A 25485-nucleotide genomic window follows, 5' to 3' on the forward strand; every position below is an offset into this window, starting at 1 on the left:
GTCACCGACGTACGGCGGCGGGCGAACGGACACCGAGGAGAACATCCGTGGCCCGCCACATCTACGCCTGCCCGCTGCGCTGGTCCGACATGGACGCCTTCGGGCACGTCAACAACGTGGTCTTCCTGCGCTACCTGGAGGAGGCCCGCATCGACTTCATGTTCACCCAGGCCGCCGAGGCCGGTGCCGGGGAGTTCGCGGGCGGCTCGGTGGTGGCCCGCCACGAGATCGACTACAAGCGTCCGCTGGTGCACCGGCCCGAGCCGGTCACCATCGAGACCCGGGTGACGCACATCGGCAGCGCCTCGCTGACCGTCACCTACGAGATCAAGGACACCCACGAGGACGGCAGCGAGACGGTGTACGTCCGCGCCTCCACCGTGGTCGTCCCCTACGACCTGGCCGAGGGCCGGCCGCGCCGGATCACGCCGGTGGAGCGGGAGTTCCTGTCCCGGTTCATGGACGCGGAGCCCGCCGTCGCGGCAGTCTGAAGACGTACGCCCCGCACCACGCGAAACACCCCCACGACGATTCGAGCTGAGCCGCGTTGACCGTCACCGCCCGCCTCGCCCTCACCGACACCCGGGAGGCCGCCGACCTCTCCGCCTTCCTGCTGCGCCTGCTGCGCTTCGACAAGGCGGCGGTCGTGCGGCTGCAGGCGGTCGGCCAGGCATCGGAGGAGGGCCGCGACGGCGTGCTGGCGGTGTTCGGACGGCTGCCGCTGGGCGGCTCCGGCGCGCTGGCGATCCGCACCGCGCGGCTCGGCGGCCTCGACGAGCCGGTGGACCTCACCGTCTCGGCCGGGCAACTGCTGGACGGCGTGGACGCGGAGACCGGCGCCGTCGCGCTGCCCGCCCCGGTGACCGGCCCGGCCTGGGCCGGCCTGCTGCCGCCGCGCACCGGCTGGCGGCCGGTCGGCGCCCCGCCGGTGGCCGAGGTGTACCCCGAACTGATGGCCGGCGTCCGGGAGTTCCGCGAGCGCAGCGAGGCCGTCCCGGCCCACCACCGCACCCGCGCGGTGCTGGACGGGCTGGCCGACGAGATCTGGTCCCGCCCGGTCGGCGTGCTGCCGGAGCTGCCGCTGCGGGCGGTGCACGCCGCCTACGTGATCGGCTTCCTGAAGCCCGGCGCCCCGCTCACCGCGCACCGGGCGGGCGGCTGGCTGCGGCTGAGCGCCCCGGCCGGATCGGTGGTGCTGCGCACCGCGGCCGCGCCGGGCGCGGGGCTCGGGCTCAGCCCGCTCAGGTAGTCCGGCCGCTCGGGCGGTCGAGGATCGGCCTGTGCCACGGCCGGCCGGGGCTCAGCCCGGGGTGTTGATCATCGAGGCGGCCGCGTAGGCGAGGTAGTCCAGCAGCTGCTGCTCGTGCTCGGCGGACAGCTCCAGGCTCGCCACGGCCGCGCGCATGTGGGTGAGCCACGCGTCGTGCGCGGCCTTGTCCACCTTGAACGGCACGTGCCGCATCCGCAGCCGCGGGTGCCCGCGCCGCTCGCTGTAGGTGTTCGGGCCGCCCCAGTACTGCATCAGGAACAGCGCCATCCGCTCCTCGGCCGGGCCGAGGTCCTCCTCGGGGTACATCGGCCGCAGCAGCTCGTCCCCGGCGACGCCCTCGTAGAAGCGCCGGGCCAGCCGCCGGAAGGTCGGCTCGCCACCGACCTGGTCGAAGAAGGTCTCCTCGCTGAACGTGCCACGCCGGATCTCTTTCACCCGACCATGGTCGCAGACGCCGGCGGGGCCGTACACCAGGACCAAAGGCGTACGACCCCGCGCGCTCGCGGATTCAGCGGGTGACGGCTACGCGTCCTCCCACTTGAACAGCTTCCAGGAGATGCCGGTCAGCACGGCCGCGAAGAGCAGCAGGCCGCCCATGGTGGGGAGGGCGTCCATGACGCCGCCGCCGCGGGTGAGGACCGACTGCGCGCTGCTGACCAGGTAGTGCAGCGGCATGAACTCGGAGACGGTCTTCAGCCAGCCCGGAGCGCCGTCCATCGGGAAGAAGGAGCCCGAGAGGAAGGACATCGGCAGGACGATGACCTGCGAGATGCCGCTCGCCGCCTCCTCGGTCTTGGCGACCGAGCCGGCCAGCAGGCCGATCGACATGAAGGCGAGGGTCGCGCAGGCGACCAGCGGGATGATCAGCCACCAGTTGCCGGTGAGCTTGAGCCCGAAGAAGCTCGTCGCGACCACCACGAAGACGGTGGTCTGCAGGAGCGCCGTCACCAGGGAGACCAGGATCCGGGAGCTGACCACCGTGCCGGCGCTGATCGGGGCGAGCCGCAGGCGGCGCAGCACCTTGCTCTTGCGCCAGTTGACCAGCGTCAGCGCGGCACCGAAGACCGCGCCGGTGGCGACGGCCCAGCCGAGCAGGCCCGGGGTGAGGAACTGGATCGGCTTGAGCGACTTGTCCTCGACCTGCTGGGAGTCCAGCACGTAGGCCGGCTTCTGGCCGGTGGCCGCCTGGTTGGCCTCCTGGACCACCGAGTTGAGGATGCCCTGGAGGGCGCCGGCGCGGACCTGGTCGGCCGCGGTGAAGCGCAGCTCGACCTTGCCGTCCGCGCCCTGCTTGATCAGCGCGTCGAAGTCGCCCTTGCGGACCTTCTCCAGCGTGGCGGCCTCGTCGTCGGTGTGGGTGATGGTGAGGACCTTGTCCAGGCCGGCCCGGTCCGGGCCCTGGATCGAGTCGAACAGCTTCACCGCGCCGACCTGCGCCACCTTGGCGTGCGGGCTGTGGTCGCCCTTGCTGACGCCGCCGAAGAACACCAGGAAGACCAGCGGGAAGAGCAGGATGAAGAACGTCGCGGTGCGGTCGCGCTTCATGCCGAGCAGCATCGCGCGGGACAGGCTCCAGAACGCGCTGACCCGCTCCCGCCCGCCGGCGTCGGCCGAGGTGCCGCGCGGGGCGGGTGCCTTCGGCGTGGTGGGGGTGGTGGCGGTCATGCGCGGAACTCCCGTCCGGTGAGCTGGAGGAAGACGTCCTCCAGGGTGGCACCGCGCACCTCGAGGCCGCGCAGCGCGTTCTGCTCGGCCAGCACGCTGAGCACCGGGGCCGGGAGCCGGGTGGAGACGGACAGCGTGACGGTGTCGTCCTCCAGGGTGGCGAGGTCGGCGCCGGCCGCGGTCAGCAGCTCGCGGGCCCGCTCGAGCGACAGCTGGCCGGAGGCCACGCTGATCCGGACGGTGTCGTCGATCTCGCGGATCAGCGCCGCCGGGGCGCCGGTGTGCAGGATCTTCCCGTGGTCCATGATCGAGACCCGGTCGCAGAGCACCTCGGCCTCGTCCAGGTAGTGGGTCGTCAGGACGACGGTGCGGCCCTCGGCGTTGATGTCGCGCAGGAGGTCCCAGAGGTTGCGGCGGGCCTGCGGGTCGAGGCCGGTGGTGGGCTCGTCGAGGAAGACGAGCTCCGGGTCGTGGGCGAGGGCGCAGGCGATCGACAGGCGCTGGGCCTGGCCGCCGGACATCTGGTCGGTGAGCGTCTCGGACTTGTCGGCGAGGCCGACCCGCTCCAGCATCGCGTCGGCCCGCTTGGGGCCGACCCCGTAGAACGACGCGAAGGTGCGGATGGTCTCCCGGGCCGTCAACTTGCGGAAGAACGCGGAGGCCTGGAACTGCACGCCGATGCGCGGCAGCAGCTTCGGATTGCGCGGCCAGGGCGCCATCCCCAGGAGCTCGATCCGGCCCTCGTCGGGCTTGCGGACCCCCTCCAGGATTTCCATCGTGGTGGTCTTCCCGGCGCCGTTCGGGCCCAGGATTCCGTAAAATTCGCCGGCCTCGACGGTCAGTGACACCCCGTCGACAGCCTGCACATCCCCGTACCGCTGACGGATGCCGTCAGCGGATATAGCTGCAGTCATGTGCCCTGAGAATAGGGCTCCCGAGCGCGTTTGTGCACATCGGGGACTGGGGATTTGGGGATTCCTTGAGGGTGGGGGCGAAAGCGGCCGGGCCGGGCGGAAAGTGAATTCCGCCCGGCCCGGCCGGAGTTGTCGCTGACTGGCCCTCAAGAGGGCGGTCAGGCGCGGTGCACCGTGATGGTCGTCCAGGCGCCGATGTGGATCCGGTCGCCGTCGTTCAGGGGCACCGCGGTGTGCGGGGCGATCGGCTCGGCGCCGCCGTTGACGGTGGTGCCGTTGGTCGAGTCCTGGTCCACCAGGACCCAGCTGCCGTCCGCCTGTTCGGCGAGCAGCGCGTGCTGGTGCGAGGCGCCCGGGTCCTCCGGGGGCACCGACAGGTCGATCTCGGGCACGGTGCCGCGGTGCTGGCTGCGCCGCCCGATCCGCAGCTGGCCGCGGCCGGTCAGCGGGATGCGCCGCTCGGGGCAGTACGGCGGGAAGAACAGGCCGGCCGCCTCGGGGCCGCTACGGGTCATCATCTCGGTGAAGTAGTCGCGGTCGGCGGCGACCACGGCGATCCAGTTGGCCCGCAGGGGCTCGGTCGGCGCGGGCTCCGGCTGGCCCTGCGGCTGCGGCTGGGGCTGGGGCTGGGGCTGGGGCTGCGGCGGGGCGAGGTGGAAGGACGTGCCGTAGTCGCGGTTGGGCGCGGGCTGTCCGGCGGGCGGCCCGGCCGGCTGTCCGGCGTAGACCGGGCCGGAGTCCGAGCCCAGCACGGCGTCCGGGAAGGCGCCCTCCGGCGGCGGGTAGCCGTAGATGTGCGGGTGCTGCGCGGCGTCCGGCTGCGGCGGGGCCGCCGGCGGCTGCTGGACGGGCTGCGGGTGCGGGACGGGCTGCTGGTGTTGGACGGGCTGCGGCTGCGCCGTGCCGCCGTACGCCTCCGGGATGTTCAGCGGCGGCGGCTGGGCCGGCCCGGGCGCGGGCGCGGGCGCGGGCATGCCGGTGGGCGGCGGCTGGCGGCGCGAGGGCGTGGACAGCTCGTAGTCGTAGCCGCACTCCTCGCAGAACCGGCCGGTCTGCGGGCTGCGGCAGATCGGGCACAGGGCCAGGCCCTCGGTGAGGTCCGGGAAGCCGTGGCCCGCCGGGGGCGGCGGTACGGCCCCGGGCGGCGGCACCGCGCCGGGCTGCGGCGGAGGGTAGGCCGACGGCGGCGGCATCGGCGGGGGCACCGGGGCGCCGTAGGGCGCGCCGGGCGCGGGGTGGCCGCCGTGGGCCCCGGGCGGGGCCGGTGGCGGCGGCGTCATGGGAAAGCCGCAGAAGTCGCACCAGTCCTCGGCCTGCGACTCGTGGCCCCTCGGGCAGATCGGCATCAGGTCCCCCTCACTTCGAGCGCGTCGAGCCGGATCGGGGCGGCGTCGCGCCGGGCCGTCGGCCCGGCCACGTCTTCAGCGGTCACTTCTTCACACGCACTGTCTTGGTCGACCGGGTCTCAAGGGTCATCGAGTCGGCCTCGCTCACGTTCTTACGGAACCGAACCGTACCCTCCTTGGGGTCGACGACGTCGACCACCTTCTGGAGCAGCTTGTACGTGCCCTCGTTGCCGGTCTCGTGCGCGATCCGGACGGCGGCGCCCAGCTTGGCCGTCGCGGTGTCGACGTCCCCGGCCCGGTGGGCCTCCAGGCCCTCCTGGATGGAGGAGGCCAGCACGGCCTGCCCGGTGTAGTGGGCGACCTGCGGGCTGATCCGGGTGGAGGCGGCCAGGTCGTCCGTCCAGACGGCCTTGACCAGGCCCTGGGAGAGCACCTCGGGGGTGCCGCCGCCGACCTGCGGGGGCAGCACCAGGCTGATCCGGGCGGCGAGCATCTCGTTGCCGATCGAGGCGGCCGGGACCTCGACGCAGACGTGGTAGTCGCGGCTCTCGTCGCCCCAGGAGCCGGTGGGGTAGTCGCCGGCCCGGGGCCCGGCCTCGGTGCGGCGGGCGGTCAGGTCCTCGACCGAGGGGGCGACCTGCTTGACGAACTTGACGGTGGCGTTGGCCGGGGTCCAGATCCGCAGCGCGACGTCGGCGACCTGCTTGCCCATCGCGCCGGCCATCATCGAGCGGAAGTCCTCGGCCAGGCCGGAGGGTTCGGCGACGATGTCGGTGGTGCCGAGCAGCGCGGAGGAGATCTTGCGCAGCTCGTCGATCCGCCAGTCGGTGCCGACGCCGCGGCAGTCGGCGGTGAAGTGGCCGGTGACCCGCTCGACGGTGCGGGCCAGGTCCTCGGCCGACTCGTGCTCGTTGTTGCCGTCGGTGAGCAGGATGGCGTGCCGGATGGCGATCTCGCGGCGGGTCAGGAAGAGCTGGTCGGCCTTGGTCAGCCAGGTGCCCATGGCGGTGCCGCCGGCGGCGGTGAGCCGGCGCAGCGACTCCTTGGCCTGGTCGCGGGTGGCGGCGGAGGCGATCGCCAGGGTGCCGTCGCCCGGGTAGATGTCGCGGGCCTCGTGGGTGCCGGCGACGACGGCGAAGGCGGTGCCGTCGCGCACCGCGTCGATGGCGGCGGCGGTGGCCTCGCGGGCGCCGTTGATCTTGGTCTTGGGGTAGTCCATCGAGCCGGAGCAGTCGACCAGGATCACCACGGCCGCGGCGGCGTCGGCACCCGGCGGCACGGCGTCGAAGCGGCCGAGCGGGCGGCCGCCGGAGGTGCCGCCGCCGGTGGCGGTGACGGTGACGATGGCGTTGACCTCGCGGGCGCCTTCGGCGAGGCACTCGTTCTGGAAGATCTCCACGTCGAACTTGGGCAGGTTCGGCTTCGCCAGTGTGGCCATGGGGCGGTCGGCTCCCGTCGGATGCGTGGTGGGTGTGATCGGGTCGGTGGGGCGGCCCGCCGGGCGGCGGTCCACCGGGCCGGGGGCCATTCGTGCCGTCAGGCCCCCGGGCCGTCCGGGCGTGGCGTGCTCAGGCGGTCGGCGGGTGCGGGGGCCGGGGCGGTACGGGCGGTGCGGCGGGCGCGGGCGGTGCCGGGGGCAGTGGGGCGGCGGGGGAGCCGATCACCGGGAGGTCCGGGAGGGTCGGCTCGTAGTCCTCGTCGTCCTCGTCGCCCTCGGCCCGCGCACCCGGGCCGGCGGGCGCGGCGGGCGCGGCCGGGCGGCTGATGATCGGCAGGTCCAGCGCGGTGGGCGTCTGCTCGACCTCCTCGATCGCGACCGGCGGCGGGTCGATCGGCAGCACGGCGACGGTGATGTTGTCGTGGCCGCCGGCGGCGACCGCGAACTTGACCAGGGTCTGCGCCGCCGCGAGCGGCTCGGCGCGGGCGTCGGGCCGGACGAAGTAGGCCAGGTCGGTGGCCGCCTCGGCGTAGTTCCACAGGCCGTCGGTGCAGATCAGCAGCACCCCGGGCACGTGCGGGGTGAACTCGAGGGTGTGCGGCACGACCTCGTCGGCGTCGGCGCCGAGCCAGCCGGTGATGGCGTGGGCGCGGGGGTCGGCGTAGGCCTCGGCCTCGCCCATCAGCCCGGCCTCGACCATCCGGGCCGCCCAGGAGTCGTCCTGGGTGAGCCGGAACGGCTCGGCGGCGGCGCGGTCGTCCGGGATCCAGTAGGCCCGGGTGTCGCCGACCCAGCCGATGGTGACCCGGCCGCCGGCGGCGATCGCGCTGACGTAGGTGCAGGCGGGGGCGTTGACCTCGGGCCGGGTGGGCCCGGTGCCGTCGGCGGCGAGGTCGGCGACGGCCTTCGCGGCGTCGGCGATGGCCCGGCGCATCGCGTCCTCGTGGTCGCGGCCGGCCTCCAGGGAGGTGAGCAGCGATTCGGAGGCGGCGTCGACGGCGGTCTCGGAGGCCTCGTCGGGGCGGTCGGAGGAGGAGACGCCGTCGCAGACCACGGCCACCACGACCGGCTCGCCGCCGGGCAGCGAGGTGGCGGCGACGGTGAAGGAGTCCTCGTTGCGGTGGTGGCGCACACCGCGGTCGCTGACCCCGGCGACGCCCGCGAGCGCCTTCTCCATGTGGTCGCGCGGGCGCGGCTGGGCGCCCCCGCAGGCCTCGCAGTAGCCGTCCGGGGCGACGCTGGGCTGCCCGCAGTGGACGCAGACCGGCCCGCGCTGGGCGGGGACGGCCTCGGCATGGGCGGCGGCCCAGCTGGCGGGCATCGCGCCCGGCGCGGAGCCGCCGTCCCGGGCGGCGCCGCAGCGGTTGCAGAAGGCGTCGTCCGGGTCCATCGACTCGGCACAGCTCGGGCACTCGGTCTGCTGCGGCATCGGCTACACCCACGTCCTGGGACGGGCACGGTTGGCCCGCTCCACCATCTCGATCCTGGTCTCGGCCCGGTCGGCCAACCGGGCGAGTACCCGGTAGGACTGTTCCAGGGCGAAGCGCAGTTCCCGGTCCTCGGCGGGCCGCCCGAGCACGACGGTGGCGGCGGCCTCCTTCCGGCGGTTCTCGGGGGTGGCGTCGACCCAGCCGAGGGCGGCGCTCAGCACCTCGACCGACAGCTCCTCGCGGAGCCGGTCGTCCAGGCGCAGGGCCGTCAGCTGGGCGGAGCCGGCGGTGAGGTCGGCGGCCAGGTCGTCGGTGGCCGGGCGTTCGCGCAGGCGGGCGCGGACGGCGGCGATCCGGGCGGCGGTGTACTGGCTGGAGGTGGCCGGGACGGACTCCAGCACCCGCACGGCGGCGGGCCGGTCGTCCTCGGCGAGGCGGACCCGGGCGAGGCCGAAGGCGGCGCTCAGGTAGGCCGGGTCGGTGGTCCACACGAGCCGGTAGAACTCGGCCGCGTCGCCGCCGTCGCCGAGCAGTTCGGCGCAGATGGCCAGGGCGAGCTTGGGCGCGGCCTCGCCGGGGAAGGCGTCGTAGACGGCGTCGAAGGCCTCGGCGGCGGCCCGCAGGGAAGTGGCGGCCTGCCCGCTCGCGCCCTCGGCTGCCGCCCCGACCAGCGAGGCCAGGCCGCGGTACCAGACCACCCGCCAGTCCTCCGGGTGCTCCGCCTCCAGCTCGGCGAGCTCGGCCGTCGCCGTGCCGTGGCGGCCGAGTTCGAGCAGGGCGCGCAGTTCGCGCAGCCGGCTCTCGACCGAGGCGGCGGGGGCGCCGGCGAGGGCGGCGAGCGCCTCCTCGGGGTCGGTGGCGAGCAGGGTGGCGAGGAAGCCGGCGTTCGGGTCGGTCGGGTCGACCCGGGGGACGGGCAGCGCGAGGGCGGCGGCGGCCGGGTCGAGCGGGGCCAGCCGGAGCTGCCCGCGCTGCTCGGTGGGCAGCACCAACTCGGTGTCGAAGACGCGCAGTTCGGGGCCGAAGAGGGTGGAGAGCGCGGGCCGGGCCCGGCCGTCCTGGAGGGCCAGGACCTCGCGCAGCACCCCGGTGAGCTGGTCGGCCATCTCCTCGGCGGAGGCGAAGCGGCGGGCCGGGTCGGGGTCGGTGGCGCGGACCAGGAAGCGGTAGTACGACTCGTACCGGGCGAAGACCTCGACGTCCTCCGGGCCGGGCAGCGAGTCCCGGTAGGTGGTGCTGTAGCCCTGGAAGTCGAAGGTGAGCACCGCGAGGGTGCGGGCCACGGTGTAGAGGTCGGAGGCGGGGGAGGGGCCGTCGGTGGCGATCTCCGGGGCCTGGTAGCCGATGGTGCCGTAGATCGGCCCGTCGTCGTCGAGGCGGCGGACGGCGCCCATGTCGATGATCTTGAGCGCGTCGCCGCTCTGGATCACGTTGTCGATCTTGAAGTCGCAGTAGACCAGGCCGCGGCCGTGCAGGTAGCCGAGCGCGGGCAGCGCCTCCAGCGCGTACGCGATGGCCTGCTCGACGGGCAGCGGCTCGCGCCGCCCGTCCGGGGTGCGGCGCTCGTTGGCGATGTCCTTGAGCGACTTGCCGCCGACGTACTCCATGACGATGTAGCCGTCGGTGGAGCCGGTGCGCAGGTCCGGGTGCTCGGCGAAGTTGATGATCCGCACGATGCTCGGGTGGTCGACCTCGGCCAGGAAGCGCCGCTCGGCGACGGCCGCGGCCAGCGCGTCCTCGTCCCCGGTGTCCAGCAGGCCCTTGAGGACCACCCACTTGTCGTTGACCCGGCGGTCCACCGCCAGGTAGATCCAGCCCAGGCCGCCGTGCGCCAGGCAGCCGACCACCTCGTACTGGCCGCCGACCAGGTCGCCGCGGCGCAGCTTGGGCGTGAAGGAGTACGGCGTGCCGCACTTGGTGCAGAAGCCGTCCGGGCGGCCGGGGCGGCCGTTCTTCTCCCGCCCCACCGGGGACTCGCACTTGGAGCAGAACCGCTTGCGCTCGGGCACCTCGGGGTTGACGAGCACCGCCTGCGCCGGGTCGGCCGTCGCCACCGTCGGCACGGTGACCAGGCCGGCGCCCAGCGGGTTGCGGGTGCCCGCGGTGCCGCTGCCCCGGGTGGAGCGCACCGAGACCGAGCGGCTGCTGCCGGTGCGGGTCGAGCGGTGCGAGCGGGAGCGGCCGGACATGGAGCGGGCGGAGCCGGTGCGGGCCGACATCGAGCGGACCGAGCCGCTGCGGCCGGAGTCCGGGGCGACCCGGGCGGAGGGCACGTACGGCTGGGTGCTGCCGGTGACCGGGCCGGTGCCGGCGCCGGGCGCGGTCAGGCCGCACTCGTCGCAGTAGCCGTCCGCGTCGATGCTGCCCGAGCAGTCCCGGGGGCAGGGCGAGCCGGGGCCGGCCGTCGCGGCAGACGGGGGCGCGGTGCTGCCGGTGCTGCCGGTGACCGGGCCGGTGGTGGTCCCGCCGCCCGCCGGGGCCAGCCCGCACTCGTCGCAGTAGCCGTCCGCGTCGATCATGCCGTTGCCGGAGCACTCCGGCCGTACGCACGTCCCGCCCATCAACCTCAGCCCCCCTGAACCTGTCCGTCGACCGGCGCCGGGCCGGCCGCGTCGTGTGGCGTCTCCTGCACGGCCTCGGCCTGGGCCGGCCGCAGCGACTGCTGGAAGCGGGCCACCGCGGCGGCGGCCGCCCGCAGGTCGCACGGCGCGCTCCACAGCAGCCAGCGCGCCTTCTCGTACCGTTCGAGCACTTCCGGGTCCTCGGCGACCCGCAGCCGGGCCGCCATCGCCTTGTAGGCGTCCAGCCGGCCGCGCAGCTCCGCCCGGACGGCCAGCGGCTGGGTCACCTCGGTGAGCGACTGCCGGGCCCGGGCCAACTCCTTGGCGGCGGCGTCCTCCAGGGCCTCCAGCAGCGGTGCCAGCCGGCCCCACTGGCCGCTCTGGCGCAGGTCCAGCGCCGCCACGATCCGCTCGCGCAGCGCCGAGGCCGGGCCGGGCACGGCCGGGACGTCGCTGGCGGCTATCTTCGCCAGCACCTCGCCGCGGGCCCGCCGGGCCTCGGCCAGGGTGGCGTCGGCCCGCTGCAGCAGGTCGCCGACGCCCTGCAGCCGCTCCTCGGCGTCGTCGCGCAGCCGCAGCACGTCCTCCAGCTCCAGCCGGATGCCGTCCAGCGCCCGCCCGGCGCGGTCGAAGCGCTCGGTGTCCACCACGCCGGTGGGGGTGGCGAAGGCGGTGCCCTCCGGCACGGTGCCGCGCTGGGCGGGCACCCGGGCCGGGCGCCACAGCGCCAGCGGGTCCTCGCGGACCTCGGTGCGCAGCCCGGTGAGGTCGGCGGCCAGGGCCGTCAGGTCGTCGCCGAGCGGGTGGCTGCCGGCCAGGACGCCGAGCGAGGCGGCCAGGGTCTGCACCCGCTGGAGCTCGGCGAGCAGCAGGTCGATCCGGGCGGGCAGCGCCGACCAGACGGCGTCGGCGGCGCTGACCACCTCCAGGACGGTGGCGTACCAGGAGTTCATCCGGGCCATCAGCGCGTCCAGGCTGACCCGCTCGACCAGCTTGGCGGGTGCGCCGAGCAGTTGCGGGCCGTCCGGCAGCGCGCCGCCCGGGACGGTCACCGCGTCGCCGGTCAACAGCTCGCTCAGCTCGGCGAGTTCGCTCGCGCCGGGCTTGGCCCTGCGGGCCCGGACGGCGCGTGCGGAGGCCAGCGCCTCCGAGTAGCGGTCGAACAGCGCCCACAGCAGCGGCAGGCCCTTCCCGGCCACGGACCAGCGCTCCAGCGTCCGCCCGGACAGGTCGGCGCCGTCCAGCAGCCGCAGGCCCGGGTGGTCCTGCAGCGCGAGCAGCGCCGACTCGACCGCGTCCCGCTCCGCGCCGAGGCGGGCGAGCGCGCGGTCCACCTCCTCCCGGTTCAGTACCGGGCCAGCCGATGCCGCCACCGCGGTGTCCTTCCTTCTTCCTCGCGTGCGAGCGTCCCGCCGACCTGCTCGATGGCGGGTGATCCCACGACAACCCCCGTGTCCACCACCGGCACCTGCCCGCGGTGATCGTCCCGAACCCTAGCCGGTGGCCGTTCCGGTGGCGCGGGCGCGGGGCGTCAAGCGCGCGTCAACGCGCCGCTGACGTGCCGCCGGCGCGCCCGCCGGCCGGGCCGGTCAGTGCGGGGCGGGCCAGTAGTGGTCGGCGTCGTTGAGCATGTACGGCTTGAGCCAGCGGTCGTAGCTGCGCCCCCACTCGCCGCTCGCGTGGTAGTCGGCCAGCACCTGGTTGACCCGGGCGGTCAGGTCGGGGCTGGTCTTGAGCATGGCGATGCCGATCACCTCCGGCTGGACGTCGCCGTCCACGATCCGCACCGTCTGGTCCTGGGCGGCCTGGCCGGCCGCCAGGCCGTTGTCGGTCATGGTGGCGTCCACCTTGCCGAGCTGCATCAGGACCAGGCAGTCCAGCTGGTTCTCCACGACCGTCAGGCGGGCCTTGGAGTCCTTCTTGGCGCCGCCCTTGTTCGGGTCGAAGACGTCGGCGGCCGTCGACCCCTTGGCGACGCAGACGTTCCGGCCGCCGATCGCCTCGTCCAGGTTCTTCGCCGGGGAGGTCTTCGGGACCAGCACCCGCTGGCTGATGCTGAAGTACGGCTTGGAGAAGGCGACCTGCTTCATCCGGTCGCAGTTGATCGTCATGGTGCGCACGATCAGGTCGACCCGCCCCTTCTGGACGGCGTCGACGCGGTCGGCGGTGGCCACCGGCTTGAGCACCACCTTGTCCGGGTCGCCGATGATGGCGGCGCCGAGCGCCCGGGCCAGGTCGATGTCGAAGCCCTCGATCTGACCGGTGTTCGGGTTGCGCGCGCCCCAGCGGAAGCTGTTCTGGTCCACCCCGATCACCAGGCTGCGCTTGGCCTTGATGAGGTTCACCGCCGGGCCGTCCGCCGTGCTCGGCGGCACGCTGGAGTAGGGGTCGCAGGTGTCGGACTGCTCCCCGGACTTCTCTCCGGTCTGCTGGGCGGCGGTCTGCTGGACGGCGGTCTGCCGGACGGCCGGCGGTGCGTCGTTCGCGGCGGCCGGCGCGGCACCCGAGGGGCCGCCCCCGCCGAGCACCGTCGCGCAGGCCGCCAGCACTGCCAGCGCCGCGGCGCCCCTGGTCGGTACGGTCCTCGTTCGCATCTGTCCCATCCCCCTGTTACCGGTACTCGGCCAGTCGGCGGCCCAGGCCGCGCAGCGCGGCGACCGCGGCCAGCAGGCCCAGCACCGCGGCCGCGCCGGCGGCGGTGCGGAGGTCCCGGCCGGTGCCCTCGGCGGCGGAGTCGAACTGCTGCTGCTCGGCGTCGGCGGCCTTGGCCAGCGCCTGGTCGGTGAGGCTGAAGGCGGCGTCGGCGGTGCCGGTGGTGTCGGTGGCCGACACGGTGGCGTTCAGGGCGCCCTGGTAGTCGGCGTTGTCCTGCTCCAACTTCCCGGCCCCGGTGTGCCGCAGGCGCCAGGTGTCGTAGTCCTTGGCGGCGTCCCGGACGGACTCCGCGGCGGCGCCCGGGGCGAGCCGCAGGGCCTCCGGGAGCGAGCCCTTGGCCGCGGCGAGCTGGTCGGCCCCGGCCGCGGCCAGGTTCTCGGTGGTGCCCAGGTTGTCGGTGGCGGCGGTCCACTGGTCCCGGTACTTGCCGGTCGAACCGCGCGCGACCAGGTGCAGGTTCTCCGCCAGCCGGGCGGACAGCACGTCCACCCGGGCCGCGTTGAGCGCCCGCAGCGGCGTCGCGCCCTGCCGGTCGCTGCGGTCCAGTGCCGAACCGGTGGTCAGCCCGGTGACGGCGAGCCAGAGCGAGCCCGCCAGGACGGCGGCGGTGGCGGCCAGCAGGCCGATGTTGAACACCCGGTTGGTGCGCCGGCACAGCAGCACCTGCACCCAGGCCAGCGCCGCCAGGGTGAGCACCGCCAGGCCGAACGCCGCCCACGGCACGGACTTGGCGTCCGCGTAGTCCCGCGCCAGCTCCTTGTCCTCGGCGGCGGCCAGCTGCGCGGCGGTCGGCAGCAGCACGGTCTGGATCTGCTCGGAGGCGTACCGCAGGTAGGCGCCGCCGAGCGGGATGCCCTGCCGGTTGTCGGCCCGGGCCGACTCCACCAGGCCCGCGTAGACGGGCAGTTGCTGGTTCAGCGTGGAGAGCGAGCCCTGCGCCGGGGAGGTCGCGGTGGTCCGGGCGGCGGCCTCGGAGATCAGCCGGGCGGCCGTCGCGAGGTCCAGTTCGTAGCGCTTGCGGACGGCATCGGGCTCGGCGCCGGCCAGCAGGAAGCCGCTCGCCGAGGTGGTGGCGGCGTCGGCCAGGCTGCGCTGGATCTCGGCCGCGTCCCGGCTCAGCGGCTGGCTGTAGGAGACCACCCGGTCGGCGGCCTGCGCCCGGGTCTCCAACTGCCAGGCGGTGAGCGCGCCGAAGGCGACCGTCAGCACCGTGAGCAGCACGCCGGCCAGCCGCAGCCGGCCGGGGGCGGTGCTGGTGCTGCGCGCCAGGCGGGCCATCAGGCCGGCGGCCGCGGTGCCCGGGCGGGAGCGCTGGGCGGGGACGCGGGGGCCGCCGCCCGGTGCGGCCGGGGCCGTCCCCGGCGCGGCCGGCGGGCTGCTCGGCCGTGCCGGGACCGCGGCGCCCGCTGGGCCGTTGCCTACTGGTGTCGCCACCCGCCTCATCCTCCCCTGGTGCCGGTCCCGTCCTGCGGGGCCCGGCCGTTGCCAGCAGTATGGCCGTGACTCCCCCCGGCCACACCCGACTTGCGTGGATCTTGAGCATGTGTCGTGCACGGTTCGCGCGCCGTGCTCGTGTTCGGCTCTCGTGCGGCGATCCGTCCGACGCGGGCTGCACCCTACGCGGTTCCCCGGATCCGGCGGAGCGCCGGGGTCCGGTTGTGGCGGCGGGCCGGTGGACGGCGGGCGGGCGGGACCGGTCCGTGTGCTCCCGGGCGGCGGGGCCCCCGCTCCGTACCATGACCCCATGCGCCTGCTTGGAACGATCACCCCCGACCGCCCGCTGCTCGTCGTCGCCGTCCGCGAGGAGGCGGCCCACCTCGACGACCGACTGCCCGTCCTGCTCACCGGGATAGGGAAGGTCAACGCCGCCGCCGCGCTGGCCACCGTGCTCGCCGGCGGCGAGAAGCCCTCCGAGGTGATCAACCTCGGCACGGCGGGCGCGCTGCGCCCCGGCTGGGAGGGCACCCACCACGTCGTCCAGGTGATCCAGCACGACATCGACACCCCCGCGCTGTACGCGCTCACCGGCCGCCAGTACGGCGCCCCGCTGGTGGTCGGCAAGGGTGAGGGCCCGGTGCTCGCCACCGGGGACCTGTTCGTCTCCGACGCCGCCGCCCGCGAGCGCCTGGCCGAGCACGCCGACCTGGTCGACATGGAGGGCTACGCCGTCGCCACCGTCGCCCACCGGGCCGGGCTGCCGGTGCGGCTGGTCAAGCACGTCAGCGACGAGGCCGGGGAGGGCGCCGGGCACAGCTGGCGGGAGTCGGTGGACGACTGCGCCCGGCACCTGGCGGACTGGGTGCGGACCCAGGGCTGGTGACGGGTCGTCGGCCGCCCCCGGGGGGTGCGGCCGGGCGCTGAGCTCGGGGAGTTCGGGGAGTTCGGGAACTCGGGGAACTCGGGGAGCGGGAAGGGCGGCCGGGGTTCCGGCCGCCCTTCCGTCGCCACGGGGCTGATCGCGCGACCGTCAGTCGCGGAAGGCCGAGAGGTCGAACGCCGCCAGCCGCTCCGGGTCGGCGATCACGTCGATCGCCACGATCGCGTCGTCCACGACGGTGAACGCCATGATCGACAGCGCCCGGCCGTTGGCGCCGATGACCACCGCGCCGGCCGTGCCGTTGACCAGCGCCGGGCGGGCGAACGGCGCCAGGGTGCCCCACATGGCCGCCTGGCCGGCCACCGTGGCCGCGCCGGTGAGCACCAGCGTGTGCCGGGCGCGCAGCGTGCCGCCGTCCGAGCGCAGCACCACGTCCGGGTCGAGGACGGCGACCAGCGCGTCCAGGTCGCCGCTGCGGGAGGCGGCGAAGAACGCGTCCACGGCGATCCGCTGGCGGCCCAGGTCCGGATCCGGCGCCGGCGTCTGGCCCTGCACCTTGCGCCGGGCCCGGCTGGCCAGTTGGCGGGTCGCGGCGGCCGTCTTCTCGATCAGCGGGGCGATCTCCTCGAACGGCACCGCGAACAGGTCGTGCAGCACGAAGGCCACCCGCTCGGCCGGCGACAGCGACTCCATCACCACCATCAGCGCCAGGCCGACCGAGTCCGCGAGCAGCACCTCCTGCTCCGGGTCGACCACGCCCTCGCGCCGCAGCAGCGGATCCGGGATGCGCTCCGGGCCGGTCCCGGTCTCCAGGGGCTCCTCGCGGCGCTGGGCGCGGTCGCGCAGCAGGTTGAGGCAGACCCGGGAGACCACGGTGGTCAGCCAGCCGCCCGGGTTCGCCACCTCGGTGGTGTCGCTGCGGTCGTAGCGCAGCCAGGCGTCCTGGACGGCGTCCTCGGCCTCGCTGATCGAGCCGAGCATCCGGTACGCGACGGCCCGCAGGTGCGGGCGGTGCTCCTCGAAGAGCGCGGTCCGCGAGGACTCCTCGGAAGATTTCTCGTCCACCGTGTCACATTCCTTCGTCGCCTCGGGTCAGAGCAGCAGAAGCCACCCAACAACGGCCGCGGCGCGGAGATCAACCTCCCGGGGACCTGGATCCCGAAGGTTCCCGCCCGGCACGAGCGATTCGGAGACGATCATGGCGAACACGGCGAACACGGCGAAGACCCCGGTCCTGGTCACCGGCGGCACCGGCAACCTCGGCCGGCACGTCGTCCCGCTGCTGCGGGCCGCCGGGCTGCCCGTGCGGGTCCTCAGCCGGCAGGAGCGGGCGGGCGAGGACGGCGTGACGTACCTGCGCGGCGACCTGCTCGGCGACGCGGCGCAGGCCGCCGCGGACCTGGACGCGGCGCTCGCCGGCGTCCACACCGTGCTGCACCTGGCCGGCGGCCCCAAGGGCGACGACGTCGCCACCCGGCGGCTCGTCGACGCCGCGCGCCGGGCCGGGGTGCGGCACCTGGTGTACATCTCGGTGATCGGCGCGGACGCCGTGCCGCTCGGCTACTTCCGGGCCAAGCACGCCGCCGAGCAGGCCGTCGCCGGCTCGGGCCTGCCGTACACCGTGCTGCGCGCCGCCCAGTTCCACGACCTGGCGCTCACCGTCGTCGAGAAGATGGCGAAGCTGCCGCTCGTCCCGGCGCCCGGCGGGGTCCGCTGGCAGCCCGTCGACGTGCGCGACGTCGCCGCCCGGCTGGTCGAGCTGGCGCTCGGCGAGCCCGCCGGGACGGTGGCCGACCTGGCCGGCCCGGAGGTGTACGAGATGGGCGAGCTGGCGAAGGGCTACCTCGCCGCGCACGGCCGCACCCGGCGGCAGCTGCACTTCCGGCTGCCGGGCAAGGTCGGCCGCGCGTACCGGGCGGGCACCAACCTCGCCCCGGCCGACGCCGAGCACGGGCGGCGCACCTGGGAGGAGTTCCTGGCGGAGCGGCTGGCGGCGTGAGGGGCGTGGCCGGGCGGACGCGCTGTCGGGTGACGGGCTGCTGTCGGGTGACGGGCTGTCGGTGGCGGTGGCGACAATGGCCACCGTCCCGATCACCGCCCGCGCCGGAGGCCCCCGTTGTCCACGCTGAACGACTTCACCACCTGGGAGCCGCTGCTCCGGCTCCTGCGGGCGTCCCACGCGGAGCGCCTCGCCGCGCCGGGCGGGCGGGTGTCGGGGCGGATCGGGCAGCACGGCTGGAGCGTGCCGCTGCGGCGCCCGGCGGGGGCGGAGCCGGACGACCGGGCGGAGCGGGACGCGGTCGACCGGGTCCGGGCGGCCCTCGTCGAGGCCGCGATGGTCGAGGCCGCGTTCACCGTCGAGATCCCGCCGAGCGGGAGGACGGTGCTGCGCCTGCTCGACCACGGCCCCGCCGTCGATCCCGGCCTCGGCAACGCCCACCCCGGCGCGCTGACCCTGGTCGAGGACGCCGTGCCGGCGCCGTGGCGCCGCCTGCCCGACCCGGCGCCCGGGGCGCGGCTCGCCCCGTCCGTGGACCTGGAGCTGCTGGAGCGGACGCTGCGCGAGCGGCTGCCGGACGAGACCGGCGCCACCGAGGAGGAGATCGCCGCCGCCGAGGCCCGGTTGGGGGTGGCGCTGCCGGAGGAGCTGAAGGTGCTCTACCGGGTGACGAGGGCGGACTGGTACGACGACCTGGAGAGCGGGGAGGACTTCGCGCTGCTCGCCGAGGCCTCGGAACGGGTCGGCGGTGTCCTCGGTTTCGAGCTGAGCTCCCTGAACTGGATCTTCACCGAGAACCGTTCACGCTCGCGGTTCCGCTGGGAGCACGCGGCGACACAGGTGTGCGTCACCGCGCCCGACGCCGCCGTGCAGGACCTGGTCTGGTCGCCCGGCTGGATCGTCATCGGCGACACCGGCGGCGGGGACCTGGTCGCCGTCGACCTGACCCCCGGCCCGCGCGGCCACCTCGGGCAGCTCATCGTGCTCGGCCACGAGGACAGCGTCGGCGGTGATCTGTTCGCCGAGTCCCTGACCGAGGCGGTGCTGGGCCCGGGGCGGGACTGGTACTCCGGCCGGAACGTGGACAAGTCGCCCGTGCTGGCCAGGATCTACGGCCGGCAGTCGATGAGCGTCGAGGCCGTCGCCCACCCCGACCTGGAGGTGCTGACCCTCGGCGGCAGCCCCGAACCGTTCAGCCTCGCCCCGCTCGTCGGCCTGCCCGGGCTGCGGACGTTGTCCGCCGGCCACGGCATGCTCGCCGACCCCCGGGAGATCGGCGGGCTGACCGGGCTGGAGTTCCTGGAGCTGACTCCGCGGGACTGGCGCGTCCTGCTCGACGCCGGGGCCGTCCCGCGCAGCCTGTCGGCCGCCGCCGTCGTCGCGTACGGCGAGCCGGACCCCTGCGCGGTCATCCGACTGGCCAACGAGATCCTCGCCCTGTGGGACCGACCGCAGATCACCGAGACGGTCGTCGAGGGCGAGCTCGGACCGGTGTCGTAGCGGCACCCTAGGGTGTCGGCCATGTCGCTCATCGATCGCATCCGCGCCAACGACGCCGCCCTCGACTTCCTGCTCTGGCCCGGGGACCTGAACCTCGACCACTACCCGCACGGCGAGGCCGTCGTGCTCGCCTCCGGCGAGGTGCTGGAGGAGTTCGCCAAGGACGGTGCGGGCGGCACCTTCTTCTTCTGCGGGGACGGCGGCGAGGAGCGGCCCGTCCTGTACGCCGACTCCGAGGGCGGCTCGGCGCTGCTGGCGGTCGGCCTGCCGGAGCTGGTCCGGCTGCTGCTGGCCGTGCCGTGGTGGCGGGACTGCACCCGGCTGACGGAGGCCGAGGCCGCGGAGGCGGCGGAGGACTACCTGGAGGACGAGCCCGACCTGTACGCCGACCGGGACGCGGCCGCCGCCGCGCTCGGGCTCGAAGTCCCGTCCGTGGCCGAGGCGTTGGCCCGGCTGGGGGAGGTCGCGATCGGCCTGGGCGGGCGGTACGTGCTGCTCAACGCGGAGGAGGGCAACGCGTACGAACCGCTGTTCAGCCCCCGGTAGCGGCTCCGGGCGGGGCGGGTCACTACGCTCGGCGGGATGTGGATATTCATCGCCGTCGCGGCGGGTGCGCTGATGCTGATCAACCTCGTCCAGGTGGGCACCGGGCGCCAGTTGGTGCGGCCGTCCGAGAGCCGGCGGACGCCGGTGGAGGTGCGGCAGCAGTCGGCCGCGGCGGCGGTGGAGATGCTGGGCGGGGTGCTGATCGGGCTGGAGATGTTCTGGGGGATCGCCGTCGTGCTGCTCGGGTTCGTGGCGCTGGTGCTGCTGCGCAAGCGCGCGGCGTACCACTACTGACGCCGCTCGCGGTCAGGGCGCGCCCCGGACGGTCCGACGCAGGCCCAGGACCTCGGCGACCGCCTTCAGCCAGCTCGCCAGCAGCCGGTCGCCGTCGACGGTGGTGACGGTGGTGGCCGCCGAGGTCAGCCAGGCGTGGGCGAGCCGGGCCGCGTCCGGCCCGGGCAGGGGCTCGGGGAGTTCGGCCGCGTAGCGGGTACCGCCACTGCGCACCACCTCGGCGAGGAAGGACAGCGAGCGGGGCAGCACCCCGAGCGCGTCGGCCTCCAGCGCGGCGGCGACCGCGCCGTCGCCGAACAGGGCCGCCCGGTGGTGGCCGCCGAAGGCCAGGCCGTAGCGGAGCAGGACGGGGACGTCGAGTCGGCGGAGCTCGTCGTCCGTCTTGGGGCGGAAACGGTCGGGGGTGCTCATCGGACCGTCACGGTGTAGGTGTTGTACACGTCCTTGCCGATCTCCGGGTCGTCGCAGATGCGGAAGCAGTTGTGGAGGGTGATGGTCGTGGTGCCCCGGCCCTTGGCCTCGAAGATGTAGTAGGCGGTGCCGCCACCGCCGATGTACTTCTCGTAGCCCGGCGGGTAGTCGGTGACCTGGTCGACCGCGGCCACCACGGCGGTGTCCGCTCTCGGGTCCACGATGCTCCAGTCGTCGCCGATCGAGGCGTTGTCCTCGACGGCGATCGAGAAGCGATCGCCGGGCGTGAGGGTCACCGAGCGTTCGTCCGGACCGAGGATCCGGCCGCGGTCCGGCTGGTTCGAGGCGGAGGCCGCCAGGCAGGCCGCGAGGACCGCGATCAGGGCCACCGCCCGCAGCGGTGTTCTCGTCAGAGGGGTCACCGGTGGCTCACTTCGGCAGGTGGACGGCGTCGACGACGGGCGTCCGGTTGTCCGCCACGTGGTCCATGTGGCCGTTGGCGAAGTCGGCCTCGCTGATCCAGGTGGTGTAGCCCCAGGGGTTGTAGACCTGCAGCATGTCGCCTTCCTGGCCGACGATCAGCACCTCGTGGCCCTTGCGTTCGTCGCCGACGTGGCCTTCGATCGACACCGGCACCGGCTTGCCGTCGGCGACCGCCTTCTCGATCTCCGGCAGGATCGCGCGCCGGGCGTTCTCGTCCGACAGGCTCTTGTACTCGTAGGTGGCCCCGGTGTGGGGGCTGACCTCCTTGGCCAGCACGTCCCCGGTGCCGTCCTCGTCCATCCCCTTGGCGTTTCCGTGACCCTCCTCGTGGACGCGGTTCTGCTCGTCCAACAGGCGCCGTTGGAAGGCGGCCGGGTCGTTGTCCTGGCCGGTCGGGCCACCGGTCAGGTCCAGTGCGTAGAGCGGGTCGGCCATCGCCCGGGCCGTGACGGTGGTGGAGGCGACGCAGGTCGGCCCGGTCTGCTGCCACATGGTGGTGCCGAACTTCACGCCGTACCTGATCTTGTTGGTGCCGTCGTTCTCCTGCCCGCCGCTGTCCCGGTTGTCGCTCTTTGTGTACACGGGCGTCAGGTGCGTCCGCAGCCACTCCGGGTCCTTGCCGTGGATCTTGCCGTCGAAGGCGCGGATCTCGTCCAGGCTGTGGCCGGCCGCCAGGGCCTTCATCAGGTAGGCGCGCTCCTGCGGGGTCGAGGAGTCGGCGAGCATCCGGTCGAAGGCGGCGAGGTCGGTGGGGTTCATCCTGTCCAGGTACTCGCCGGACCGCTTGAGGTCGTTGGCGGTGAGCAGGTCGTTCAGTTCGGTGGGGCCGTCCGGGCCGGAGGTCTCGGCGAGGACCACCTTGTCCGCGGAACTGACGCCCTTGGCGCGCAGTTTGCCCGCCCGGGCCTCGTCCGCCAGCCTGTTGAGGTCGCGGGCGGCCGCGCGGGCCGCGTCGTCGGCCTTCGCGGCGGCGGTCAGCATCCCCTCGACGTGCGGGATGGCGGCCTGCTGCGCCTTCTTGCGCTTGGCCTCGTCGTCATCGTCCTCGAACCACTCGTCGAACCACCCTTCCTTGCCGCCGAGTTGGCTGAGCACCTGCTGGGCGCCGGAGCGCGCCGGGCCGTCCGCCGCCTGGGCGGCGCGCAGGGCGTCGGCGAGGTTGTGCAGGGTCAGCCAGGCCTTGATGAAGGCGGTGCTCTGCCGGTCGATGGCGCGGCCGGTGGCACCGATCACCTCGGCGGCCTTCGCGCCGGTGGTTCCGGTCCAGACGTCCGGCAGGCCGGTCTCGGCGATCGTCGTGACGTCCCGGTGGAGGTGCTCCGACTCGGTGGCCATGGTCTTGTAGCGGTTGCCGGTGGCCTCGATGGCGGCCGGGTCGCCGACCGGCGCGTGGACGGCGAGGGCGTCCTTGATCGCGTCGATGACGTCGTTCTTGGAGTCCGCTTCGCGGAGGTCCTTCAGTGCGTCCTGCAGGGCCTTGCGGCGCTGGGACGTGGACGGCTTCGTCATGGTGGTTCGTCAGCCCCCCTGGTCGGTTCCGGCTCTCGGCGCTCGGCTCTCAGTGCTTGCTGCTCTGCTGCTCGGCGCTCAGCCGAAGGGGCGGGGGTCGCCGCCCGTGGCCGCCTGGTGGAGGCCGGTCGTCGCGGTGTTCTCGGCCTTCCGGTAGTGGCCGGCGGAGCCGCGCACCTTGTCGGCGAGTTCCTTCAGGGCGCTCGCGAGCACGTCGGTCTCGTCGTGCCAGGCGGTGCTGAAGTTCCGGTACGCCGGGTCGGCGTCCTCGCCGCCGAACACGTTGTCGCCGTAGCAGACGGGGTCGACGGTGGACCGGTGGAGCTTGCCCTGGTCGCCGGCCGCCTTGTCGAGTGCCTTGGCCTGCTTCTCGACCCCGCCGGCCTCGATCGTGTAGCCCGAGCCCTCCGCCATGGCGTTCCCCCACCCCCGGGTGTGTCCGCTGCTGGGCCGTCCTGTCCGACGGCCCCGTGCACTCTACGGACCGGTTCGCGGGCGGAGCGTCGGAACGATCCTGCTGTTACCGATTCATGACGCACCGTTGGCTCCGAGGCCGGGACGGGGTGGAGCGGGGTGGCGGCCCTCAGCGCCGCCACCCCGTTGGCTTCTCGGCACCCGGGCGGTGGGGTGTTGAGCCAAACCCCACCTTGGAGTGAAGTCGGGTGGGGAACTCCCGTGTTTTTTCCGGAGGTTCGGTGAGGGCCGGGCGCTGCCGGACCGCTCAGAAGGCGTCCGGGGCCTGGAGGACGAGGTCGGTGACGGTCGTCCAGTGTTCGTCCGGCGCGGTGACGATCAGGTAGCCGGGCTGGCCGGGGACGTGGGGGAGCAGCGCGCTGCGACAGCCGTGGGCGTGGTGGATCTCGACGGGCACCGGGACCCCGTCGAGGTGCACCTCGCCCCGGCTGGTGGTGGTGGCGAGCGGGGCGATCGCGGCGCGGTAGGGGAGGCGGTCGGAGGTGGTCAGGTAGGTGGCGAGCTGGGTCCGCGGGGTGGTGTGGGACTTGACCCGGAAGTGCTCCGGGACGGGCCGGGAGGTCTGGACGATCGCCGTGAGCTCGCGGTCCAGGTGGTAGCTGAGGTCGAGGTGGCACAGGTAGCCGTCGCTGCTCATCCGCCCGAGGAGGAGGAACCAGTCGGGCGGGAGGGTGCGCGGGACGGCGATCCGCCCGCCCCACTCGTCGGCGGTCTCCCGGTGGGTGGGGACGTGGAAGTCGCGCGGGCGGCTGGTGCTGCGGATCAACGGATTCCCCTCAACGGTCGGTTGGTGATGGGTTGTTGGCAGACTATCCGGCGTCGGGCGGCGGTGCGGGCCGGCGGTTTCGGCGGCGGGCGGCCGCCGGGTCCGGCCTCGCCGCCCGGAAATTCGCTTTCCGGCCACCGAAGTGCGGTGATAGACATCCGCAGTGCTCAAGACTCCTGAACTCCCTGACCTGCTGCGACTGATCGACGAGCGGTCGACGGCCTTCCGGGCCGCGATCGCCGCCGCGCCCGACCTCGACGTCCGGGTGCCGACCTGCCCCGAGTGGACGCTGCGCGACCTGGCCCGGCACCTGGGCTCGGGGCGCCCCTTCTGGGCGGCCATCGTCGCGGCCGGGCCGGCCGACGCCCCGCCGGCCGAGGCCGTCGCGGCGCGTGCCGCGGCGCAGGAGCCGCAGGAGCGGGAGGCGCTGCTGGCCTGGCTGGCCGCGTCGACCCAGGAACTGCTGGACACCCTGCGGGAATCCGGCCCGGACGCCGAATGCTGGACGTGGTGGGGGAAGTCGCAGTCGCCGCGGACCTCCGGCGCCGTCGCCCGGCACCAGCTCCAGGAGATCGCGGTGCACACCTACGACGCCCAGGTCGCCCTGGGCGCCGCGCAGCCGCTGCCGGAGGAGGTGGCGCTCGACGGCGCCGAGGACTTCCTGGTCACCTGCTGCGCGACGTCGTCCCCCTGGCCGCACGAGCCCGCCGTCGTCGAGTACCACGTCTCCGAGGGCCGTTCCTGGCGCGTCACGCTCTCCGCGGACGGCGCCCGGATCGCCCGCATCGCCGCGGGCGAGGAGGGCGCCGCCCCGGCCGACGCCTCCGCCCGGGGCACGGCCAGTGAGCTGGTCCTGTGGTTCTACGGCCGAACCGCGGTGGACTCCCTGGAGCTCGACGGCGACCGCCGCATCTTCGACCAGCTGTTCGCCTGGGACCCGGGCATCTAGGCCCTTTCGTTCGGATCCTTGCCGGCGCCGCGGCCATGGGCGGGGCGCCGGCCATGGGCGTGGCGCCGGCGTGGCGCTACCGTCCTGGCATGGTTGAGAGCGGGCGCTTCGCGTCCTTCGAGGAGTTCTGGCCCTACTACGTCGCGATGCACTCCAAGGCCGCCACCCGGTGGGTGCACCTGGCGGGCACCCTCACCGGGCTCGCGGTGGGCGCCTACGGCCTGGCGCGCGGCCGGAAGCGGTACCTGGCCGCGCTGCCGCTGATCGGTTACGGCACGGCCTGGCCGGCGCACTTCCTCATCGAGGGGAACAACCCGGCCACCTTCGGGCACCCGGGCTGGTCCCTGCGCGGGGACGCGAAGATGATCGGCATGATGCTCGCCGGCCGCGACGCCGAACTGGGCGGGATCGCCCGTACCTGGCTCGCGGAGCACGGCGGGGCCGCCGGCGCCCCTTCGGACTGACGGTCCGTGCGGCTCCCGGCTCCACGGGGCGTCGGACGGTCGATGGAGCGGACGGGCGGTGCCGGGGATGGTCTCCCGCGTGATCGAGGATGCGGTGGCGGGCGACGACGACGCCCGTGCGTGGGACGAGCGGTTGGGCTGGGCCTTCGGGCTGGTCGCGGACGATCCGGCCGAGCGGGCGGTCGCGCTCGCCCGGCTGGTGAGGGCCCGGCAGGAGGTCGAGGGCGCGTTCGACCGGTACAACACGGCGTGGCGGCTGACGCTGCCGTTGGGGACGACCGAGCGGTACCGGCACCCCGATGTGCTGCGGGCGTACCAGCTGATTCACGAGGCCCGGCGGTACGCGCTGCCCGACTGCCTGTGGAACCGGCACGAGGTGGAGGAGCTGGGCGCCTGGCCGGGGATGTAGGCGGTTCTCGTCTTCTCCGCTTCTCCGCTTCTCGCCTTCTCGTCAAGGGCGGGATTGTGGGCATCCCGCGCGTACTTCCGGACAA

The 25485-nt window shown here is 74.4% G+C and carries 26 protein-coding genes; 10 read left to right on the top strand and 16 right to left on the bottom strand.

The window, feature by feature from the left end; translation table 11 throughout:
- The first annotated feature begins 47 nt into the window (after positions 1–47).
- Together VM95_RS04825 and VM95_RS04830 are read left to right on the top strand one after the other, a co-directional pair.
- A complete protein-coding gene (locus tag VM95_RS04825) occupies positions 48–491 on the top strand; it encodes an acyl-CoA thioesterase (protein WP_045692769.1) in 444 nt (147 codons plus the stop codon).
- A gap of 56 nt (positions 492–547) precedes the next feature.
- On the top strand, positions 548–1249 hold the full coding sequence (locus VM95_RS04830) for a DUF8010 domain-containing protein (protein ID WP_045692770.1): 702 nt from the start codon (positions 548–550) through the stop codon (positions 1247–1249).
- 51 nt (positions 1250–1300) lie between these two features.
- On the opposite strand, the gene VM95_RS04835 is transcribed toward VM95_RS04830, so the two are convergent.
- The 10 genes from VM95_RS04835 to VM95_RS04880 all read right to left on the bottom strand — a co-directional run bounded on the left by VM95_RS04835 (position 1301) and on the right by VM95_RS04880 (position 14713).
- The gene (locus tag VM95_RS04835; RefSeq protein ID WP_045692842.1) at positions 1301–1705 is read right to left on the bottom strand and encodes a globin; all 405 of its coding nucleotides are present in this window, start codon (positions 1703–1705) and stop codon (positions 1301–1303) included.
- 87 nt (positions 1706–1792) lie between these two features.
- Positions 1793–2935: an ABC transporter permease gene (locus VM95_RS04840; RefSeq protein ID WP_078859611.1), complete on the bottom strand. Its 1143-nt coding sequence runs from the start codon at positions 2933–2935 to the stop codon at positions 1793–1795.
- On the bottom strand, positions 2932–3849 hold the full coding sequence (locus VM95_RS04845; RefSeq protein WP_045692771.1) for an ABC transporter ATP-binding protein: 918 nt from the start codon (positions 3847–3849) through the stop codon (positions 2932–2934). The genes VM95_RS04840 and VM95_RS04845 overlap by 4 nt, the downstream gene beginning before the upstream one ends.
- 158 nt (positions 3850–4007) lie before the next feature.
- On the bottom strand, positions 4008–5195 hold the full coding sequence (locus VM95_RS04850) for an FHA domain-containing protein (RefSeq protein WP_045692772.1): 1188 nt from the start codon (positions 5193–5195) through the stop codon (positions 4008–4010).
- Positions 5196–5277: 82 nt separating this feature from the next.
- On the bottom strand, positions 5278–6633 hold the full coding sequence (locus VM95_RS04855) for a vWA domain-containing protein (protein ID WP_045692844.1): 1356 nt from the start codon (positions 6631–6633) through the stop codon (positions 5278–5280).
- Between the two features lie 130 nt (positions 6634–6763).
- Positions 6764–8062 (bottom strand): protein phosphatase 2C domain-containing protein, encoded by a 1299-nt coding sequence (locus VM95_RS45425; protein ID WP_063773452.1) that lies wholly within the window; start codon positions 8060–8062, stop codon positions 6764–6766.
- A 3-nt stretch (positions 8063–8065) separates the two neighbouring features.
- On the bottom strand, positions 8066–10624 hold the full coding sequence (locus VM95_RS04865) for a serine/threonine-protein kinase (RefSeq protein WP_045692773.1): 2559 nt from the start codon (positions 10622–10624) through the stop codon (positions 8066–8068).
- A 5-nt stretch (positions 10625–10629) separates the two neighbouring features.
- Complete coding sequence (locus tag VM95_RS04870) at positions 10630–11997, bottom strand: hypothetical protein (RefSeq protein ID WP_063773453.1); 1368 nt, start codon at positions 11995–11997, stop codon at positions 10630–10632.
- 216 nt (positions 11998–12213) lie between these two features.
- On the bottom strand, positions 12214–13218 hold the full coding sequence (locus tag VM95_RS04875) for a glutamate ABC transporter substrate-binding protein (protein ID WP_157881993.1): 1005 nt from the start codon (positions 13216–13218) through the stop codon (positions 12214–12216).
- 16 nt (positions 13219–13234) lie between these two features.
- A complete protein-coding gene (locus VM95_RS04880) occupies positions 13235–14713 on the bottom strand; it encodes a hypothetical protein (RefSeq protein WP_052707146.1) in 1479 nt (492 codons plus the stop codon).
- A gap of 310 nt (positions 14714–15023) precedes the next feature.
- Here VM95_RS04880 and VM95_RS04885 point away from each other — a divergent pair, with 310 nt between their 5' ends.
- Positions 15024–15599 carry a nucleosidase gene (locus VM95_RS04885; protein WP_045692775.1) on the top strand — a complete coding sequence of 192 codons (576 nt, stop codon included), beginning with the start codon at positions 15024–15026 and terminating at the stop codon, positions 15597–15599.
- 147 nt (positions 15600–15746) lie between these two features.
- Here VM95_RS04885 and sigJ read toward each other — a convergent pair whose 3' ends face one another.
- Positions 15747–16661 (bottom strand): RNA polymerase sigma factor SigJ, encoded by a 915-nt coding sequence (gene sigJ / locus VM95_RS04890; protein ID WP_045692776.1) that lies wholly within the window; start codon positions 16659–16661, stop codon positions 15747–15749.
- Positions 16662–16794: 133 nt separating this feature from the next.
- On the opposite strand from sigJ, the gene VM95_RS04895 reads away from it, so the two are divergent.
- From VM95_RS04895 to VM95_RS04910, 4 genes are all read left to right on the top strand, one after another.
- Positions 16795–17595 (top strand): SDR family oxidoreductase, encoded by an 801-nt coding sequence (locus tag VM95_RS04895; RefSeq protein WP_045692777.1) that lies wholly within the window; start codon positions 16795–16797, stop codon positions 17593–17595.
- 117 nt (positions 17596–17712) lie between these two features.
- Positions 17713–19095 carry an SMI1/KNR4 family protein gene (locus VM95_RS04900; protein ID WP_045692778.1) on the top strand — a complete coding sequence of 461 codons (1383 nt, stop codon included), beginning with the start codon at positions 17713–17715 and terminating at the stop codon, positions 19093–19095.
- A gap of 21 nt (positions 19096–19116) precedes the next feature.
- Positions 19117–19641, top strand: coding sequence for a hypothetical protein (locus tag VM95_RS04905; RefSeq protein WP_045692779.1), 525 nt, complete (start codon positions 19117–19119; stop codon positions 19639–19641).
- A gap of 36 nt (positions 19642–19677) precedes the next feature.
- The gene (locus tag VM95_RS04910; RefSeq protein ID WP_045692780.1) at positions 19678–19935 is read left to right on the top strand and encodes a hypothetical protein; all 258 of its coding nucleotides are present in this window, start codon (positions 19678–19680) and stop codon (positions 19933–19935) included.
- A 12-nt stretch (positions 19936–19947) separates the two neighbouring features.
- Here VM95_RS04910 and VM95_RS04915 read toward each other — a convergent pair whose 3' ends face one another.
- From VM95_RS04915 to VM95_RS04935, 5 genes are all read right to left on the bottom strand, one after another.
- On the bottom strand, positions 19948–20346 hold the full coding sequence (locus tag VM95_RS04915) for a hypothetical protein (RefSeq protein ID WP_045692781.1): 399 nt from the start codon (positions 20344–20346) through the stop codon (positions 19948–19950).
- Complete coding sequence (locus tag VM95_RS04920; protein WP_078859613.1) at positions 20343–20768, bottom strand: protease inhibitor I42 family protein; 426 nt, start codon at positions 20766–20768, stop codon at positions 20343–20345. The genes VM95_RS04915 and VM95_RS04920 overlap by 4 nt, the downstream gene beginning before the upstream one ends.
- Before the next feature lie 7 nt (positions 20769–20775).
- Positions 20776–22338, bottom strand: coding sequence for a hypothetical protein (locus VM95_RS04925; protein WP_045692782.1), 1563 nt, complete (start codon positions 22336–22338; stop codon positions 20776–20778).
- Positions 22339–22416: 78 nt separating this feature from the next.
- On the bottom strand, positions 22417–22752 hold the full coding sequence (locus tag VM95_RS04930) for a hypothetical protein (protein ID WP_045692783.1): 336 nt from the start codon (positions 22750–22752) through the stop codon (positions 22417–22419).
- Positions 22753–23059: 307 nt separating this feature from the next.
- The gene (locus VM95_RS04935; RefSeq protein ID WP_045692784.1) at positions 23060–23578 is read right to left on the bottom strand and encodes a hypothetical protein; all 519 of its coding nucleotides are present in this window, start codon (positions 23576–23578) and stop codon (positions 23060–23062) included.
- A 163-nt stretch (positions 23579–23741) separates the two neighbouring features.
- On the opposite strand from VM95_RS04935, the gene VM95_RS04940 reads away from it, so the two are divergent.
- The 3 genes from VM95_RS04940 to VM95_RS04950 all read left to right on the top strand — a co-directional run bounded on the left by VM95_RS04940 (position 23742) and on the right by VM95_RS04950 (position 25400).
- The gene (locus VM95_RS04940; RefSeq protein WP_045692785.1) at positions 23742–24527 is read left to right on the top strand and encodes a maleylpyruvate isomerase family mycothiol-dependent enzyme; all 786 of its coding nucleotides are present in this window, start codon (positions 23742–23744) and stop codon (positions 24525–24527) included.
- 89 nt (positions 24528–24616) lie between these two features.
- Positions 24617–24991, top strand: a complete 375-nt coding sequence (locus tag VM95_RS04945; RefSeq protein WP_045692848.1) for an Mpo1-like protein — start codon at positions 24617–24619, stop codon at positions 24989–24991.
- Between the two features lie 79 nt (positions 24992–25070).
- The gene (locus VM95_RS04950; RefSeq protein WP_045692849.1) at positions 25071–25400 is read left to right on the top strand and encodes a hypothetical protein; all 330 of its coding nucleotides are present in this window, start codon (positions 25071–25073) and stop codon (positions 25398–25400) included.
- Positions 25401–25485 lie beyond the last annotated feature (85 nt).

This window comes from Streptomyces rubellomurinus (genome assembly GCF_000961885.1).
GTDB classification, from domain to species: domain Bacteria; phylum Actinomycetota; class Actinomycetes; order Streptomycetales; family Streptomycetaceae; genus Kitasatospora; species Kitasatospora rubellomurina.